15 protein-coding genes are annotated in these 16,140 nt (G+C 53.3%); 5 read left to right on the plus strand and 10 right to left on the minus strand.

What is annotated here, in order from left to right; all coding sequences use genetic code 11:
- The first annotated feature begins 132 nt into the window (after window positions 1-132).
- A complete protein-coding gene (locus VGM48_RS24215; RefSeq protein ID WP_331583433.1) occupies window positions 133-1,356 on the plus strand; it encodes a 4-hydroxy-3-methylbut-2-enyl diphosphate reductase in 1,224 nt (407 codons plus the stop codon).
- Here VGM48_RS24215 and accC read toward each other — a convergent pair.
- The 5 genes from accC to VGM48_RS24240 form a co-directional block, all read right to left on the minus strand.
- Window positions 1,343-2,680: an acetyl-CoA carboxylase biotin carboxylase subunit gene (accC, locus tag VGM48_RS24220; protein ID WP_331583435.1), complete on the minus strand. Its 1,338-nt coding sequence runs from the start codon at window positions 2,678-2,680 to the stop codon at window positions 1,343-1,345. The genes VGM48_RS24215 and accC overlap by 14 nt on opposite strands.
- Before the next feature lie 22 nt (window positions 2,681-2,702).
- A complete protein-coding gene (accB, locus tag VGM48_RS24225; protein WP_331583437.1) occupies window positions 2,703-3,194 on the minus strand; it encodes an acetyl-CoA carboxylase biotin carboxyl carrier protein in 492 nt (163 codons plus the stop codon).
- A gap of 134 nt (window positions 3,195-3,328) precedes the next feature.
- Window positions 3,329-3,892: an elongation factor P gene (gene efp, locus VGM48_RS24230; RefSeq protein WP_331583439.1), complete on the minus strand. Its 564-nt coding sequence runs from the start codon at window positions 3,890-3,892 to the stop codon at window positions 3,329-3,331.
- 147 nt (window positions 3,893-4,039) lie between these two features.
- Window positions 4,040-6,316, minus strand: coding sequence for a M56 family metallopeptidase (locus VGM48_RS24235; protein WP_331583441.1), 2,277 nt, complete (start codon window positions 6,314-6,316; stop codon window positions 4,040-4,042).
- A 19-nt stretch (window positions 6,317-6,335) separates the two neighbouring features.
- Window positions 6,336-6,701 (minus strand): BlaI/MecI/CopY family transcriptional regulator, encoded by a 366-nt coding sequence (locus VGM48_RS24240; RefSeq protein ID WP_331583443.1) that lies wholly within the window; start codon window positions 6,699-6,701, stop codon window positions 6,336-6,338.
- Window positions 6,702-6,820: 119 nt separating this feature from the next.
- Here VGM48_RS24240 and VGM48_RS24245 point away from each other — a divergent pair, with 119 nt between their 5' ends.
- Window positions 6,821-7,363, plus strand: a complete 543-nt coding sequence (locus tag VGM48_RS24245) for a hypothetical protein (protein WP_331583445.1) — start codon at window positions 6,821-6,823, stop codon at window positions 7,361-7,363.
- A gap of 32 nt (window positions 7,364-7,395) precedes the next feature.
- Window positions 7,396-8,325 carry a malate dehydrogenase gene (gene mdh / locus VGM48_RS24250; RefSeq protein WP_331583447.1) on the plus strand — a complete coding sequence of 310 codons (930 nt, stop codon included), beginning with the start codon at window positions 7,396-7,398 and terminating at the stop codon, window positions 8,323-8,325.
- A gap of 51 nt (window positions 8,326-8,376) precedes the next feature.
- Here the strand turns inward: mdh and VGM48_RS24255 are convergent, their stop codons facing one another.
- The 5 genes from VGM48_RS24255 to VGM48_RS24275 are packed head-to-tail and all read right to left on the minus strand — an operon-like array spanning window position 8,377 to window position 13,655.
- Window positions 8,377-9,435, minus strand: a complete 1,059-nt coding sequence (locus VGM48_RS24255) for a DUF3667 domain-containing protein (RefSeq protein ID WP_331583449.1) — start codon at window positions 9,433-9,435, stop codon at window positions 8,377-8,379.
- Between the two features lie 14 nt (window positions 9,436-9,449).
- Window positions 9,450-10,454 (minus strand): glycosyltransferase family 9 protein, encoded by a 1,005-nt coding sequence (locus tag VGM48_RS24260; RefSeq protein WP_331583451.1) that lies wholly within the window; start codon window positions 10,452-10,454, stop codon window positions 9,450-9,452.
- Window positions 10,455-10,456: 2 nt separating this feature from the next.
- Window positions 10,457-11,689: an MFS transporter gene (locus tag VGM48_RS24265; RefSeq protein WP_331583452.1), complete on the minus strand. Its 1,233-nt coding sequence runs from the start codon at window positions 11,687-11,689 to the stop codon at window positions 10,457-10,459.
- A gap of 6 nt (window positions 11,690-11,695) precedes the next feature.
- Window positions 11,696-12,400 (minus strand): DedA family protein, encoded by a 705-nt coding sequence (locus tag VGM48_RS24270; RefSeq protein ID WP_331583454.1) that lies wholly within the window; start codon window positions 12,398-12,400, stop codon window positions 11,696-11,698.
- A 10-nt stretch (window positions 12,401-12,410) separates the two neighbouring features.
- Window positions 12,411-13,655 carry a dicarboxylate/amino acid:cation symporter gene (locus VGM48_RS24275; protein WP_331583456.1) on the minus strand — a complete coding sequence of 415 codons (1,245 nt, stop codon included), beginning with the start codon at window positions 13,653-13,655 and terminating at the stop codon, window positions 12,411-12,413.
- 177 nt (window positions 13,656-13,832) lie between these two features.
- On the opposite strand from VGM48_RS24275, the gene VGM48_RS24280 reads away from it, so the two are divergent.
- On the plus strand, window positions 13,833-15,329 hold the full coding sequence (locus tag VGM48_RS24280) for an amino acid permease (protein WP_331583458.1): 1,497 nt from the start codon (window positions 13,833-13,835) through the stop codon (window positions 15,327-15,329).
- An 88-nt stretch (window positions 15,330-15,417) separates the two neighbouring features.
- Complete coding sequence (locus tag VGM48_RS24285) at window positions 15,418-16,140, plus strand: YebC/PmpR family DNA-binding transcriptional regulator (protein WP_331583460.1); 723 nt, start codon at window positions 15,418-15,420, stop codon at window positions 16,138-16,140.

The raw sequence follows: 16,140 nt of genomic DNA on the forward strand, positions 1-16,140 counted from the left end.
ACCGGCGCAAAATATCTTATGTCGGTCCTTCGGACAACGGGCCTGTGGCCCGTTTTGTTGCCAGCCGAAGGTATGCCGAAAACGGCTATTTTCTGCCTTTCCGGGCCCGGCTATTTCGTACTTTTACACGGCATGAAGACCTTTGATATACCGATCATCTACCGTAGCCCGCTGATCTCCGCCATCAAGAATAAGCGCAAGCAGCAGGATAAGTTGAAGAAGGATTTTACCCCTACCCTGCTCGATCTTGGCGGCTTGCAGGTCTATCTCGCGAGACATTTCGGGTTTTGTTATGGCGTGGAGAACGCCATCGAGATCTCTTTCCGGACGATCGAGGAGAATCCGGAGCGGCGGATCTTTCTATTGAGTGAGATGATCCACAACCCGCAGGTGAATGCCGATCTGCAATCTCGCGGGGTTCGGTTCCTTCAGGATACGCATGGGAGGCAGCTGATGCCCTTTGAGGAGCTTACGGCGGAGGATATCGTTATCATCCCTGCCTTTGGGACGACGCTGGAGATCGAGCAGCAGCTGCGGGCAATCGGTATCCAAACGGAAAAATACAATACGACCTGTCCCTTTGTCGAAAAGGTCTGGAACCGAAGCAGCCAGATCGCGCAGAAGGATTATACCATCATCGTTCATGGCAAGCCGGGACATGAAGAAACGCGGGCTACTTTTTCGCATGCGGCGGCCGAGACGCCGACGGTGGTGGTCAGGGATATGAACGAGACAAGGGTACTGGCGCAATATATCAAAGGGGAATTGCCGGTGGATAGCTTTTACCATCGGTTTAAAGGTCAGCATAGCGAGGGCTTCGATGTCGGGCGTGATCTGGAGCGGATCGGCGTGGTCAATCAGACCACGATGCTGGCGAGCGATACGCAGGCGATCGCCGACTATCTGAAGCAGACGATGATCGGGCGGCATGGACTCACCGACGCAAATGTCGGAGATCGCTTTGCCGATACCCGGGATACGCTGTGCTATGCGACGCTGGATAATCAATCGGCCGTGACGGGATTACTTGAAGTGGAGGCCGATCTGGCCATCGTCGTCGGCGGTTATAACTCCTCCAACACTTCGCATCTGGTGGAATTGTGCGAGGAAAAGATGCCGACCTATTTTATCTCTTCCGAGGAAAAGATCCTCTCGCCGGAGGAGATCCAGCATTATGATTTTCATTCCAAAACCGAAAAACGGCAGATGGACTGGCTGCCGGAGCGGCGCCCGGTGCGGGTGTTGATCAGCAGCGGGGCCTCCTGTCCGGATGCCCTGGTAGAAGCGGTGATCCGGAAGATCGCCGGTTACTTCGATGCCGCCGAAACGATCGAATCGCTGGTTACTGCATTTTAAAGGACTCGAGGAATTTTGTGTTGAAATCGCCGGAGCGGAAGCGTTCGTCTTTCATCAGCTGAAGATGGAAGGGGATGGTCGTCTTGATCCCTTCTATGACGTACTCGCTGAGTGCGCGATGCATGGTATTGATCGCTTCTTCCCGGGTACGGGCGACGGCAATGATCTTTGCGATCATGGAGTCGTAGTACGGGGGGATCGTATAGCCGGCGTATGCATGTGAGTCGACGCGAATGCCATGACCGCCCGGCTGATGAAGCACGTTGATACGGCCGGGTGAGGGCCGGAAATCGTTGTAGGGGTCTTCGGCGTTGATCCGGCATTCGATGGCATGCATCTGAGGCTCGTAGTTAAGCCCGCTGATGCTGTCGCCGGCGGCGATCTTGATCTGTTCTTTTATCAGGTCGAAGTTGACCACTTCTTCGGTGACGCAATGTTCCACCTGGATCCGGGTATTCATCTCCATGAAGAAGAAGTTGCGGTGTTTGTCGACGAGGAATTCGATGGTCCCGACGCTTTCGTAGTTGATGGCGGAGGCGGCTTTTATCGCGGCGTCGCCCATGCGCTGACGGAGTTCGGGCGTCATGAAAGGAGAAGGAGATTCCTCGACGAGTTTTTGGTGACGGCGCTGGATGGAACAGTCGCGTTCACTCAGGTGGCAGACCTTCCCGTATTGGTCACCGGCGACCTGGATCTCGATGTGCCGGGGTTCTTCTACGAATTTCTCCATGTAGATGCCGTCATTCTTGAAAGAGGCGCCGGCTTCGGCCTTCGCCGTATTATAGGCCCGCTCCATATCAGCCTCTTCCCAGACTACGCGCATCCCTTTGCCACCGCCACCGGCGGTCGCCTTCAGGATGATGGGGTAACCGACCTCTTTGGCCATGCCTTTGGCCTGGTCGAGGCTTTCCAGGAGGCCTTCGCCGCCGGGAACAACGGGTACGCCCGCCTTGATCATGGTCTCTTTTGCGGTGATCTTATCCCCCATGGAGTTGATCATCGCGGGGGTGGGTCCGATGAATTTTATTTCGTGCTCGCCGCAGATCTCGGCGAAGCGGGCGTTCTCTGCCAGGAAACCGTAACCGGGGTGGATGGCATCCGCGTTGGTGATCTCGGCGGCGGCCATGATATGAGGGATGTTGAGATAAGAATCGAAACTTGCCGGTTTTCCGATGCACACGGCTTCATCCGCGAACTTGACATGCAGGCTTTCCTTATCCGCCGTGGAATAGACTGCCACGGTCTTGATGCCCATCTCGCGACAGGTACGAATAACCCTGAGGGCAATCTCTCCTCGGTTGGCGATAAGTATCTTTTTAAACATTCTTGCTTTTTTGTGGGATCAATCAGGGTTCTACGAGGAAGAGAGGCTGGTCGTACTCAACAGGGGAGGCGTCCTCTACCAGCACCTTTATAATCTTTCCGGAGATCTCGCTTTCTATCTCATTGAAGAGTTTCATCGCCTCGATGATACAAACCACCTTACCGGGGGCAATCTCATCGCCGATGTTGATGAAAGAAGGTTTGTCCGGTGACGGGCTACGGTAGAACGTACCGATCATGGGACTTTTTATAGTAATGGTATTGCCGGCCGGAGGTTCCGCTGCCTTGGCGGATTTGTCTGCCGTGGGAGCGGTCTGGGGTTGAGGCGGAGCCACCGGCACCGTAGCCATCATGGAGGCCATCGGCTGGGCGTGTACGGGGGCCGCGATCAGTTGCTGAACCGGCTCTTCTTTTTGCTTGATCGTCAGTTTGAATCCTTTCTCCTCGATGCTCACTTCGCCGATATTCGATTTGTTGATCATTTTAATCAACTCCTGAATCTGTTTAAAATCCATATTGACTGAATTTACAGTTTAATTGGGCGGCTAAAATAGGGATTATAGCTAAATATACCCAAAAACACCGGTGAAAATAAATATTTTACACCTTCAGTCGATGACCGAAGGTGTGAAAGATAGTTCCTCAACATTTATTTTACCCGCTCGACGTACTCACCGGTTTTGGTATTTACGCGGATCAATTCCCCTTCGTTGACGAACAAAGGGACGTTGACGGTTGCACCTGTTTCGACGGTGGCAGGCTTCAGAGTACGGGTGGCCGTATCCCCTTTTACTCCCGGTTCGGAATAGGTGACGGCAACGACGATCTTGTCGGGTAACTCCACGCTCATCGGCTGTTCGCTCTCGGTATTGATAAGAACAGAGACTTCCTGGCCTTCCTTGAGGAATTGGGGGGCATCGATCAGTTGTTCCTGCAGGGCTATCTGTTCAAAGGTTTCGTTGTCCATGAAGTTGTAGCCGGTGTCGTCCTTGTAAAGATATTGATAGGCTTTTCTTTCTACGCGGACGGGATGGATAGTGTCACCGCTGTTCCAGGTCTTTTCGATGGATCGGCTGTTGTCCACCCCTTTCAGTTTGGCCCAGACTTTTGCTGCGGCCCGGGCGGTCTTATTCTCCCCGAACTCCACAACGGTATACAAACTGCCATCTAATTTGATAATCATGCCACGACTGATGTCTGCCGTATTTGCCATAAAAGCGGTAGTATTTTTTGAGATTTAATTTGAACCCCTCCTTACCAGGCGGCGACGGCTAAAAAAACTAGCAGGACCGTCTCCGGGTAGGAAGGGGCAAATTTACATCAAATTAAAGTATATGGCAAACTTCGCCGAAAAAGGACCTCAGAGCGGTTTTTGAGTCTCCTTTGGAGTCCCTTTCATCGCAGATTTTGTGGTGATCCTGAGTACCCCCTTTTTCGCAGCCTCGGGGCCATAAACAGCGGCGGCGGTCGGGTCTTTAATGACATTTATGGAGGCTATCATCTCGGGATCGAGCAAATTTGCCCAGTTGGTACCCATCGGCAGGCGAACACCATCGATGATATACAGAGGGTTGAGATCGACGTGATTGGGTAGTGTCGCCGTTGGCAGCGGCGAGTGCTTTTTCGCATAGTCCTTTGTTATGACGGCGATGATGCCGTGGGCGCCTTTTTCCCCGAACAGGTGAAAAGCCTCGTCTCCTTTTATAACGTCGATCGAGGCGATATTGTTCGAATAGTCACGAAGCGAGTCTTTTGACCAGTCCTCCCTTACCACGCCGTTGACGACAAGCAGCGCTTTATTCAGCTCCATGTTCCCGGGCCCGGCGTCGATGCGGATTTTCATATTGGCTTCTTTGGGAACGGTGTCCGCCGGCGACGCCGGCGGTTGTTTGCTCGTGGGTGCGGAGCCGCCCGGGACGGGTACGCAGGCGGGCAGCTTGCCATAGAGCTTTTCGAATGCGGGGCGTTCTTTGGGATCGTTGTTGTTCTCCATGTCGTAGACCTCCGCCTTCCCCGCGGAGGAAACGGCGATGACCCGACTGTCGCCGGGGAAGATAATGGCCCGGGGATCCCCGCCGGTAGGATGGAATTCTTTCTCCGCCTGGCTGGAAATAGCCGCCCAGCGGTCGAGATAGCCTTTACCTGCCGGACGCCCTTCGGGGCGCATAAACCAGGGCATAGCGCCATATTTTTTGTCCATGTCGGCCAATGTGGGCCCATCGGGATAGCCATACCGTTCTGCCGTTCCATCGGAATGAATGACAAGCCGTTGTTGCCGGCCTTCGGTCAGATAGAACAGCGCCACGTCGGGATGACTCGTTTTCATGTCATTGAACCGGTTGATCTCCACATTCTGCTGCAACACTTTCGCCAGTTGCCTTTGGGCGTCCGCGTAAGTGGGGTCCGCCGGAGTCGTCCCATCGAAATCGGGGATCGCTACGAACATCCCTTTCATCGGGACGGATGGGGTTTCCATTGGGGCCACATCGAGCATTCCTGTTGTCTTTTTCAGGGCAGGCCAAAACCGCTCCTCTTTGATACTCGGATATCCTTCCTTGCTATAATCAAGATGGATCCTCACCGAGTCGGTGGAAACCAGGATCTGCAGTTTGTAATATCCGTTGGCATCAGTGGTGGTTTGCAGCCCGGTGCGCTTTTCCCGAACAACGACGCCGGTCAGCGGAGTTCTTGCCGGAAGGGCGATCACGATGCCCGCGGCATTGACATAGACGGGGCCGGTCCTTTGGAGCCCGAACCCGGGGACCCGATCGCGGAAAGCCAGGAACAGGATGGACAGTAAGGGTAAGAGGAATAAGAATTTCAGGAGGTGGAGGCGGGCGCTCCGAATCTTGTTCATCATGACAATACGTTTTTTTAATGAGGAAAAATTAAAGTTGTTGGCCAGGCGATACTGGGGGTGGCCCACCACCTTCAGCAGATGATATTGATATCCCTTTTTGTCCACTCCATTGTCCAGCACTTTTTGGTCGGCGATGAATTCGAGGTTTTGGCGGATGGAATGCCGGATCAGCCAGGCAAAAGGGTTATACCAGTTGAGGACGGTGATGAATTCGGCCAGCAGGATGTCGAGGGTATGGCGCTGGCGGATATGTACATATTCGTGGAGGATGATCTCCTCCCATTCCTTTTCGCTATGCAACCGCTGATTGATATAGATGGCATTGCCAAAGGAAAAAGGGGTGATGTTGCTATCCACCTGGTAGATGCGGATATCCGTGTCGCTAAGGAGCCGAGCCTGCCTGCGGATGTTCACCAAGGATCGCCAACGGATAAGGATACGGGAAAGGAGAAAGATCATGCCGGCGCCGAGCACGATCAGGACGATGGTCCAGGGGTCCCAACCGGTGGTTTGTTGTTGGACGGCGGCATTTGCCGGAGCGTAGTTCGCGATCGTGGGGATATATTGGATCACCAGCGGCCGGCTGGCCGGATCGCGTTCGGCCACGAAGGAACCGATGTCGATAAAGGGTATTAAAAAGGAAAGCAGGGAATAGCCCAGCAAATACCAGCGGTTCAGGGTATAGAACGTCAGCGGCCGAAGGACCAGCCGGTAAAAGAGCCAGGCGACGGACAGGCTGATGGACAGCTTCAGCAGATAGATGATGATGGATGGCATAGACAAGATTTAACAGGTACTATTTCGATGCTTGCTTTTCGATGAGATCGATTATCTCCTTTAGCTCTTTCGGGCTGAGCTTTTTTTCTTCGAGGAAGAAATTGACCAGCTGCTTATAGGAATCGGCGAAGTATTCTTTTACAAAGCCATTCATGAATTTTTTCTTGTATTCGTCTTCCGAGATAAGGGGTTTATAGAGATATGCGTTGCCGATGAGGCGGCCGGAAAGGAATCCTTTCTTCTCGAGATTCTTGATGGTGGAGGCCAGCGTCGTGTAGGGCATAACGCCTGAGGGCATGTTCTCGAGAAAAAGCTTGACATTGCCCTCTCCGGTCTTCCAAACGGCCTGCATGGCCTGTTCTTCCTGGCGACTTAATTTTTCCATGATAATTACGAGGTTTTCGTAAAGCTACGAATTTTTCGTAACTCCTAAATAAAAAATCCCCTTTTTCGTTTATAAACTATTTTTACACTGGATTTCCCTTGTAAACTATTCATATAAAGATGAAAAAAGCATTCCTCGTCCTGATCGCTATCGCCTGTTTCAGTATCCTTTCCGCCTCCGCCCAGCCCACAAAGCCAAACCAGCCGGCCACCGACTCGGCCAACGCTCAGGCGCCGTTTATGCGGTTTCCCACGATCCCGCCTTTTCATTTGCTGAAACTCGACAGCAGCAGCTACCTGACAAAGGATGATGTAAAGAAGAACCGGAAGACGATCATCATGTATTTCAGCCCGGACTGCGAGCATTGCAAGCATGAGATAGAGTCTTTTCTCGCGGACTGGCGCAAGTTCAAAGATATCGAGCTCGTGATGGCCACCTATCAGCCATTTAGTGAGTTGAAGGATTTTAACACGCATTACAAGATCTATGAACACCCGAATATCCTGATCGGCCGGGACGAGAAATTTTTCCTGCCGCCTTTTTACAAGATCCGCAATCTGCCTTACCTCGCCCTGTATGACAAGAAAGGCAACCTGATCACCACTTTCGAAGGAACCCAGAAGGTGGAGACCCTGATGGATGCTTTCAAGCCAAAGAAATAGTCATCAATTTTATCACTCAAATATTTTAACAGATGAAAGTTACGGTTGTAGGCGCCGGCGCCGTAGGCGCTACCTGTGCCGATAATATCGCCCGTGCAGCATTGGCAGAGGAACTTGTGTTACTCGATATCAAGGAAGGACTAGCCGAAGGCAAGGCGCAGGACATGATGCAGACAGCGGCTTTATTGGGTTTTGACACCCGGATCACGGGAAGTACGAATGATTATTCCAAAACGGCAGGCAGCGATGTGGTCGTGATCACCTCGGGTCTCCCCCGTAAACCGGGTATGACCCGCGAAGAATTGATCGGTACCAATGCCGGGATCGTAAAGGGTGTGGCTGAGAATATCCTGAAGCATTCGCCCAATGCCATTCTGATCATCATCAGCAATCCGATGGATACGATGACTTATCTGACGCTGACCTCCACGGGTCTGCCGAAGAACCGGATCATCGGAATGGGCGGCACACTCGACAGTGCGCGTTTCAGATATCAGCTTTCCCAACATCTGGGTTGCAGCCCGGCCGATCTGAATGCCGTTGTGGTCGGCGGCCACGGGGATACGACGATGATCCCGCTGATCCGGCTGGCTACCTGGAACAGTGTGCCGGTGACAAAATTCCTGAGTGCGGAACAGCAGAAGTCGATTGTAGCCGACACCATGGTTGGCGGCGCGACGCTGACCAAACTGATCGGCACGTCCGCCTGGTATGCTCCGGGCGCCGCGGGCGCCGCGCTGGTGGAAGCGATCCTGCGCGATGAGAAGAAACTGTTTACGTGCTGCGTGTCGCTGAACGGGGAGTACGGTCAAAAGGATATCTGTCTTGGCGTTCCCGTCGTTATCGGCCGGAATGGTTGGGAGCGGATCCTGGATTTCGGGCTGAATGCGGACGAGCAGGCGATGTTCAACAAGAGTGCAGAGGCCGTACGCAGCATGAATGATGTATTGAAGACTTTATAAGATCGTTTCAATAGTTGGCAGCCGCCCTTCGGGGCGGCTTTTTTTTACCCTTTATAGCCAGATATAGGCGCCGATCATCAGCAGCGTGGAGGCGAGGGCGAGGGTTACAAAGTAGAGAAGGGCGATACCCAGGCCTTTAAAAAGGGTTAGCCAGAAGGATTGCCGATACATCCCATGCAGGGCCGCCACCAGGTACACAAAGGCCAGGATCAGCGACAGCACGGCGAAGATAATCTCGGTCCATTCTCCCGGAATGAGTTTTCCGGGCAAAAGAAAGAACCCGAAGAGCAGGAAAACGAAAGAATGGTAATGAACGGAAAAAATGGCATGGTTGACATAAAAATAGGTCTTCCGGCTATAAAACCATCCTACGTATAACGCGAACAAGGGCAGAAGAACGAACATCAGCTTGGGGATATCGTGACTGATATCGATCGCGATATGGATCCTGGCGGTGCCACGCCGTTCCTTTTGCTCGATATTATGCCGCAGGATCCAACGCATGGTCCCTTTTTCTTTCGCGCTGTCGGGAAGGGTCCGCTGGACGGAATCGAACTCATGGATGTTATTGTATTTGTACTCCGACATGTCGATGATCACTTCGCCGAAACCCATCGTCAGGTTCAGCGATTCGTCTTTTGACTTTTTATCATTTGCCGTATCGAGGCGGGCTGCCAACTCGCGGTTAACCGTTCCGCGAACGCTGTCGGGAGCGGCCGCCCGAAGGCTGTCGGCCAGGTGCTGGCGGTAACTGTTGAGGGCCTGTTGATGGTCTCCCTGGTCGGGCTTGTGTTCTTTCCTACCCGAGAAAAGCGCGAGGAAGAACATTGCCGAAATGAAGATGTACATCCTGATCGGATTCAGATAGGTCATCCGGCGGCCGGCGACATATTCGCGGGTGAGAAAGCCGGGACGGAAGAGCAGGTCTTTGAGGGTGATGAAGAGCTTTGAGTCGAAATGGGTGATATCGGCGAAGAAATGGCCGACGATATGGCCGACACTCTCTTTTGCTTCGAGGTTCTCCTGGCCGCAGCGGGTACAGAACCGGTCTTCGACCGTGGCGCCGCAGTTGAGGCAGGTCTTGTCATGACGGAGATGGTGGCGGCTCACTTGGCGGTTTTTTTCTAAAAATATTGAAAAATCTGATCCATGGCCTGTTGTTCCATACATTTAAAATGCCCCTTTGGACATTTGCTGTAACCGATCTTCGAACAAGGCCGGCAGGAAAGGCCTTTTATTTCCATGAGGCGATGGGGGTTTTCGCCGAGAGGACCGCCCCGGTAGTGGGATAAAAAATTCTCCCCATAATAAGGGGTCATTCCAAACTCCGGTACGGTGTTTCCCCAAATGGAAATGATGGGGCGTTTGAAGGCCGCGGCGATGTGCATGAGACCGGTATCATGGGTCACGATGAGTTTGGCCTGACGGACGAGGCCAGCCGATTCGTTGAGATTGAAAAGTCCGCAGGCGTTGTAGATCTTTACCGGGTCGATGGCGGCGAGCTTTTTGGCCGTTTCCGCATCCTCGGGTCCGCCAAGAAGGATGAGCGGGTGGCGGGTTTCGCGGCAAAGCGTCTCCAGTTTGTGCAGGGGAAGCCGCTTGGTGGCCAACGCCGCGCCGATCACCAGACCGATATAGCCGGCCTGATGGGACGTGGGGATATCTTCGGGTTTCAGCTCGTCCTCTTTTGGAATAAAGTAGTCCAATCCCGCACCGTCGTTCTTTATGCCGAAGGTGCTGAGGGTGTCGAGGTACCGGTCGACAATATGCACCGGAGGAAGTTTGTTTATCTTAAAATTCGTGAGGAGCCATTTTTTGATATTGAGCTTGTCGAAGGAGAAGGCCTGTTTTTTGAGGCGGCGCTTTACTTTAAGCGTTCGCAGGTTGTGATGAAGATCGATGACATAATCGTAGTCTTCGGATCTTAATGTTTCGATCAGCGCATCGAGGTCCTTGTCGAGACAGTGGATCTTGTCGACATAGGGATTTGCCTGCAGGATCGGCCGGAAGGCGGCCTTTGTGAGATAGTGCACCTCGGCCGTCAGTACCTGCTTCTTCAGACAGCGCACCACCGGTGTGGTGAGGACGATGTCCCCGATGGAACTGAAACGAATGATCAGAAATTTCATTCTTATAAAGGCTCAATATAGTTCAATTCCTTGCCATAGGTCTCTTCGGTCAGCGCGAGGGCAACGAAGGCAATGGCGAAAACGATGATGCCGGTGATCCAGCCGCTCTTATAATAGCCCTGTGAGGGGATCAGGGATTTGAACAGCAAGGCTACCAGCGCCAGCGAGCCGCGTGCCATGTTGGGAACGGTTGTCGCGACGGTGGCGCGCATATTGGTGCCGAACTGTTCGGCGGCCATGGTCACGAACATCGCCCAGAACCCGGTGCCGAATCCCAGGATCACGCAGACCCAATAGACGGTATTCGATGACGCGCCCTGCAACAGGAAGAACCAGATAACGCCGATGACCGAGATGATATGAAAGACCCAGAGGGATAGTTTACGGCTTTTGAGCCACTGGCTGATAAAGCCGATGAGGACGTCGCCCACCGAAATGGCCGCATAGGCGACCATGATGCCTTTCCCGGGGTCTACGGGGTCCCTGACCTTCATGATACTCGCGAATTTATTGGAGAAGGTGATCAGGATGCCGATGACATACCAATTGGGCAACGCAATAAGGATCGAGGTCAGATATTTCTTAAGCCGGCGTCCATCGGTAAATAACAAATGAAAATCGCCTTTGCGGACGTTGCTCTGATGGATGTTCTTGTACATTCCCGATTCGAGGATGCCGACCCGGAGCAGGAGCAGGAGGAAGCCGAGGCCGCCACCGATAAAATAACAGGTACGCCAGCCTTCAGGGTTGTCGCGGAACATCACGTTGATGAAATATGCGAAGACCGCGCCGCTGAGTCCGATTCCCGCGACAAGCGAGGTAGCCAGGCCCCGTTTTTCCTTCGGCATGATCTCGCTGACCAGGGTAATACCCGCGCCCAGTTCCCCGGCAAGACCGAGACCGGTGACAAAGCGGACGACGGCATATTGCCCGACGGTATGGACGAAGCCGTTGGCGATGCTGCCCAGCGAGTACAGGATGATCGACGCAAAGAGGACCCGGAGACGGCCCTTTTTATCACCAAGGATCCCCCATACGATACCGCCGATGAGCAGGCCGATCATCTGAATGTTGAGGATGTCGGTCTTATCGATATCTTCCTGGCTGATGCCAAGCGATTTAAGGGATGGGATGCGGACAATGCTGAACAGCAGCAGATCGTATACGTCGACAAAATAACCCAGTGCGCCGACAATGACTGCCAGGTTGAAGAGAGAAGGTGATTTTTTCTCCATGTGAGATTATGATTTTTTATAGGGGTCTTCCACCGAGGTGCTGTCCTTCCGGCCGAAAAATATCTTATAGAGAACGGGAGCGGTCGTGATGACCACGATGCCGATGACGATGATCTCGAGATGCTTTTTCAGATCGAAATTCCATTTCATCAGGATGAATTTCTGGAGGTAGTGGCCGGCGAACAGCATGGCGAAGACCCAGGCGGCACAGCCGACGATGTTATACAGCCAGAACTTTCTTTTATTCATGGCGACAATGCCGGCGATGATCGGGGCGAAGGTTCGGACGATGGGCAGGAAACGGGCGAAGATGATGGCTTCCCCGCCATGTTTATCGTAGAATTCTTTGGCCTGGTAGAGATGTTTTTTCTTGAACAGCCAGTTGTCCTTGCGATGGAACAGGAACGGGCCGCTTTTGTTGCCAAACCAGTAGCCGACGGCGTTGCCGATGATCCCACAGATGGAGATCGCGCCCCAGAGGACGATCAGGTCCAGGAGATCGCTTCCGGTGCTTTGCTTGAAAACGCTGGCGATGAGGCTTTGATTATAGATGCCGGCGACGAAGAGCAGGCTGTCCCCGGGCAGAAAGAAGCCGAACATCAGTCCGGTCTCCGCGAAAACGATGAACAGGAGCACCCATAGACCGCCGTTATTGATATAGAACTCAGGGTTTAGAAGGTCTCTGAAAGTGATCGTTAAGAGTTGGAGCATAAATAAAGGTTCATTTTATATTGACCGCGGCTTCTTCCAGTTCTCCCTCCCATTTGCTTACCAGGGCTGCGGCGATACTGTTCCCTAATACGTTTGTGGCACTGCGGGCCATGTCCAGGATCTGGTCGATGCCCAGCAAAAGTAGCAGTCCCTGCTGCGGAATATTATATAGTGAAAGCGTTCCGGCTATCACGACCAGGGCTGCCCGCGGAACGCCGGCGATGCCTTTACTGGTCAACATCAGGACCAGGAGCATGGAAAACTCCTGGCCGAGGGTCAGCGGCACTCCATAGGCCTGGGCGATGAACAGGGAGGCAAAGGTCATATAGAGCATGCTGCCGTCGAGGTTAAAGGAGTACCCCAGGGGCAACACAAAGCTGACGATACGCGGAGAGCAGCCGAAATTTTCCAGTTCGACGATCAGGCGGGGAAAGGCGGCTTCCGAAGAGGCGGTGCTGAAGGCCAGCAGGATCATATCCTTTATGTTCAGGGCCAGATCGATGACCCGGCGGCCGATGAAAAAGGAGGCGATGAGCAGCAGGATCAGCCAGAGGCCAAGGATCGCCAGATAGAAGCTTAGGATGAATTTCCCATAGGTGACCAGCAATTCGGGGCCCTTTATCGCCATGATCGAGGCGATGGCGGCCAGGGCTGCGATGGGCGCCAGGTACATGACGTAACCCGTGACGCGAAGGATGATATGGGCTACGGCATCCAGGGCCCGGATAACGATCTTTCCCTGTTCGCCGATGGAAGCGGTAGCGATGCCGAAAAAGACGGAGAAGACGACGATCTGCAGGATCTCGTTGTTTGCCAGCGCCTCAAAAATGCTGCGGGGAAAGATATGGGTGATAAAGCCTTTGAAGGTAATGGTGCTGGCGTCGATACCAGTGGGGGCGCTCGCCGTGGGTATGGGCAGGTTGAGCTCAGAGCCCAGATTGAGGCTGTTCATGATCACCAGCCCCAGCAACAGGGAAAGCAAGGAGGCGCACAGGAACCAGAGAAGGGCTTTGCCGCCGATACGTCCCACTGCTTTGATATCGCCGAGTTTTGCGATGCCGACTACCAGCGTCGAAAAAACAAGCGGGGCGATGATCATTTTTATCAGCCGCAGGAAGGCGTCAGTGACCACACCGAGTACGGCGGTGAAGCCGTCGATCGTTGCAGGGCTGCTATTATAATGCACGACAAGCCCAAGCAACGTTCCCGTCACCATAGCGATCAAAATCCATCCTGTTAGACTGATTTTCGGCATAGGTCCATCGGTCAGTGGGCCGGCGGCCCGTGAATGACCCTGCAAACAATCGAAAATTATTGATTTGGCAAAACTTTCGGGTAAAGAATTGGTGTATGAGTATTAAATATTTGTTTATTTTCGGCCCTAGTCATCACATGTCATCTTATTAAGAAATACTATCAAAACAAGCTTATTATGAGTTTATTTCGGAAGAAATCCCTGGACTCCCTCATGGCTCAGGCGGCGGATTCGGAGAAAGGTCTCAAGCGGACGTTGGGGGCCTGGAGCTTGATCGCCCTGGGTATCGGCGCCATTATCGGCGCGGGGTTGTTCGTTCGAACAGCCGCCGCGGCGGGAGAGCATGCCGGTTCTGCCGTAACCATCTCCTTTTTGGTGGCCGCCGTGGGTTGCTGCTTTGCCGGTCTTTGCTACGCTGAATTCGCCTCGATGATCCCCATCGCGGGCAGCGCTTATACCTACGCCTATACCACGATGGGTGAATTGGTAGCCTGGATCATCGGCTGGGCCCTCGTGCTGGAATACGCCCTGGGTGCGGCGACGGTTTCCATCTCCTGGAGCGAATATCTCAATAAGCTGCTGGAGCAGGTCTTCCATACCACCGTTCCTTTTGAATGGAGTCATTCGCCGTTTGAGCGGATCCTCGACGCCTCGGGGGTTATGCATCACGGTATACTCAATATTCCCGCGCTGATCATCCTGGCACTGCTTTCCCTGCTGCTGATGAAAGGCACGGAGGAGTCTGCTACAGTGAATTCCATCATCGTCGTTATAAAAGTAGCTATCGTATTGGTGTTCATTGTCATCGGCTGGCAGTTCATAAACCCGGGGAACCATCATCCCTATGTTATTCCGGCTGATGCGCCCCCTGCCCTCATGCGGGATGGCACCCAATACTCTTATGCCGATTTTTTCCGGCATGGATGGGGAGGGATCCTCTCGGGGGCTGGTGTCGTATTCTTCGCTTTTATCGGCTTTGATGCGGTGTCCACGGCGGCGCAGGAAGCCAAGAACCCTGCCAGGGATATGCCCCGCGGGATCCTGGGTTCGCTGGCGATCTGTACGATCCTGTATGTGCTGTTCTCCTGGGTGCTCACCGGGGTCGCACCGTATACCGACTTCATCAAGTCGGGCCGGGAAGCCTCGGTTGCCTATGCGATCGAAACCTATATGCATGGGTATGGCTGGTTGTCTACGCTGGTGACGATCGCTATTCTGATGGGATTTTCGTCCGTGATCCTGGTGATGTTACTGGGTCAAAGCCGGGTGTTCTACACGATGGCTACCGACGGCCTGTTACCCAAGATCTTTTGCGAGTTGCACCCGAAATGGCGCACCCCTTATAAGTCGAATATGCTGTTGTTCCTTTTTGTCGGCCTGTTCGCCGGGCTTGTCCCTGAAAGCGTAGCGGGTAACCTGACCAGTATCGGAACTCTGTTTGCCTTTATCCTCGTCAGCATCGGAGTAGTGATCCTGCGGAAGACCGACCCCAGCCGGCCCCGGCCGTTCAGGACGCCTTTGGTGCCGATCGTGCCGATCCTGGGCGTGATCGTTTGTTCCGCCATGATCGTCGGGCTGGACTCTGCCACCCAGATCACGGCATTGATATGGATGGTGATAGGATTGATCGTTTATTTTAGCTATAGTAAGAACAATAGCAGGCTAAAGGCCTGATAAAACCGTGTGTTTATCAGCCGCATGCCCAACGGCATGCGGTTTTTTGTTGGATTTTGTTAGATTTGCACCCCAAACCAGATTTTTTATGGGTCGTATTTTTGAAGTAAGAAAGCACGCCATGTTTGCCCGGTGGGACCGGATGGCCAAGCAGTTTACGCGGATCGGAAAGGAAATCGCCATTGCCGTAAGGATCGGTGGGCCCGACCCCGCAACCAACCCCGCGCTACGCCGTTGCTTTCAGAATGCGAAGAGCGTGAACATGCCCAAGGACCGCGTGGAAGCCGCGATCAAGCGCGCGCAGGGCAAGGAAATGGAGAATTATGAAGAGATCCTATATGAAGGCTATGCACCGCATGGCGTGGCCATTCTTGTGGAGACGGCCACCGATAATCATGTCCGCACGGTAGCCAATGTCAAATCGCATTTCACCAAGGGACATGGCACGCTGGGGAATAATGGCAGCGTGAGTTTTCAGTTTAGAAAGATGGGGGTGTTCAAGCTGAAACCCGAAGGGCTGAATATGGATGACCTGGAGCTGGAGCTGATCGATCATGGGTTGGAGGAGATGGGGGAAGGTACGGGTGAGCACGATGAGCCGGTGATCGTTCTGCGGGTGAGTTTCCCGGACTTCGGCAACATGCAAAAGGCGCTGGAAGAAAAGGGGATCACGCCGATCAGCTCGGAGATCGAATGGATCCCGTCGACCACGGTGGAGTTATCGGAGGAGCAGGTGCAGGATGTGCTGAAACTGGTGGACCGGTTGGAGCAGGATGAGGATGTACAAAAGGTGTTTCACAACTTGAAATAA

Origin of the sequence: Puia sp., from assembly GCF_036500295.1 — a bacterium.
Classification (GTDB): Bacteria; Bacteroidota; Bacteroidia; order Chitinophagales; family Chitinophagaceae; genus Puia.

What these genes read in the sequence shown, in the direction of transcription:
- VGM48_RS24245 (WP_331583445.1), top strand. Translation starts at nt 6,821, where the DNA reads ATGAAAAAAGCATTCCTCGTCCTGATCGCTATCGCCTGTTTCAGTATC.
- accB (WP_331583437.1), bottom strand. Translation starts at nt 3,194, where the DNA reads ATGGATTTTAAACAGATTCAGGAGTTGATTAAAATGATCAACAAATCG.
- VGM48_RS24240 (WP_331583443.1), bottom strand. Translation starts at nt 6,701, where the DNA reads ATGGAAAAATTAAGTCGCCAGGAAGAACAGGCCATGCAGGCCGTTTGG.
- VGM48_RS24275 (WP_331583456.1), bottom strand. Translation starts at nt 13,655, where the DNA reads ATGCCGAAAATCAGTCTAACAGGATGGATTTTGATCGCTATGGTGACG.
- VGM48_RS24270 (WP_331583454.1), bottom strand. Translation starts at nt 12,400, where the DNA reads ATGCTCCAACTCTTAACGATCACTTTCAGAGACCTTCTAAACCCTGAG.
- VGM48_RS24235 (WP_331583441.1), bottom strand. Translation starts at nt 6,316, where the DNA reads ATGCCATCCATCATCATCTATCTGCTGAAGCTGTCCATCAGCCTGTCC.
- mdh (WP_331583447.1), top strand. Translation starts at nt 7,396, where the DNA reads ATGAAAGTTACGGTTGTAGGCGCCGGCGCCGTAGGCGCTACCTGTGCC.
- VGM48_RS24280 (WP_331583458.1), top strand. Translation starts at nt 13,833, where the DNA reads ATGAGTTTATTTCGGAAGAAATCCCTGGACTCCCTCATGGCTCAGGCG.
- efp (WP_331583439.1), bottom strand. Translation starts at nt 3,892, where the DNA reads ATGGCAAATACGGCAGACATCAGTCGTGGCATGATTATCAAATTAGAT.
- VGM48_RS24265 (WP_331583452.1), bottom strand. Translation starts at nt 11,689, where the DNA reads ATGGAGAAAAAATCACCTTCTCTCTTCAACCTGGCAGTCATTGTCGGC.
- accC (WP_331583435.1), bottom strand. Translation starts at nt 2,680, where the DNA reads ATGTTTAAAAAGATACTTATCGCCAACCGAGGAGAGATTGCCCTCAGG.
- VGM48_RS24285 (WP_331583460.1), top strand. Translation starts at nt 15,418, where the DNA reads ATGGGTCGTATTTTTGAAGTAAGAAAGCACGCCATGTTTGCCCGGTGG.
- VGM48_RS24215 (WP_331583433.1), top strand. Translation starts at nt 133, where the DNA reads ATGAAGACCTTTGATATACCGATCATCTACCGTAGCCCGCTGATCTCC.
- VGM48_RS24260 (WP_331583451.1), bottom strand. Translation starts at nt 10,454, where the DNA reads ATGAAATTTCTGATCATTCGTTTCAGTTCCATCGGGGACATCGTCCTC.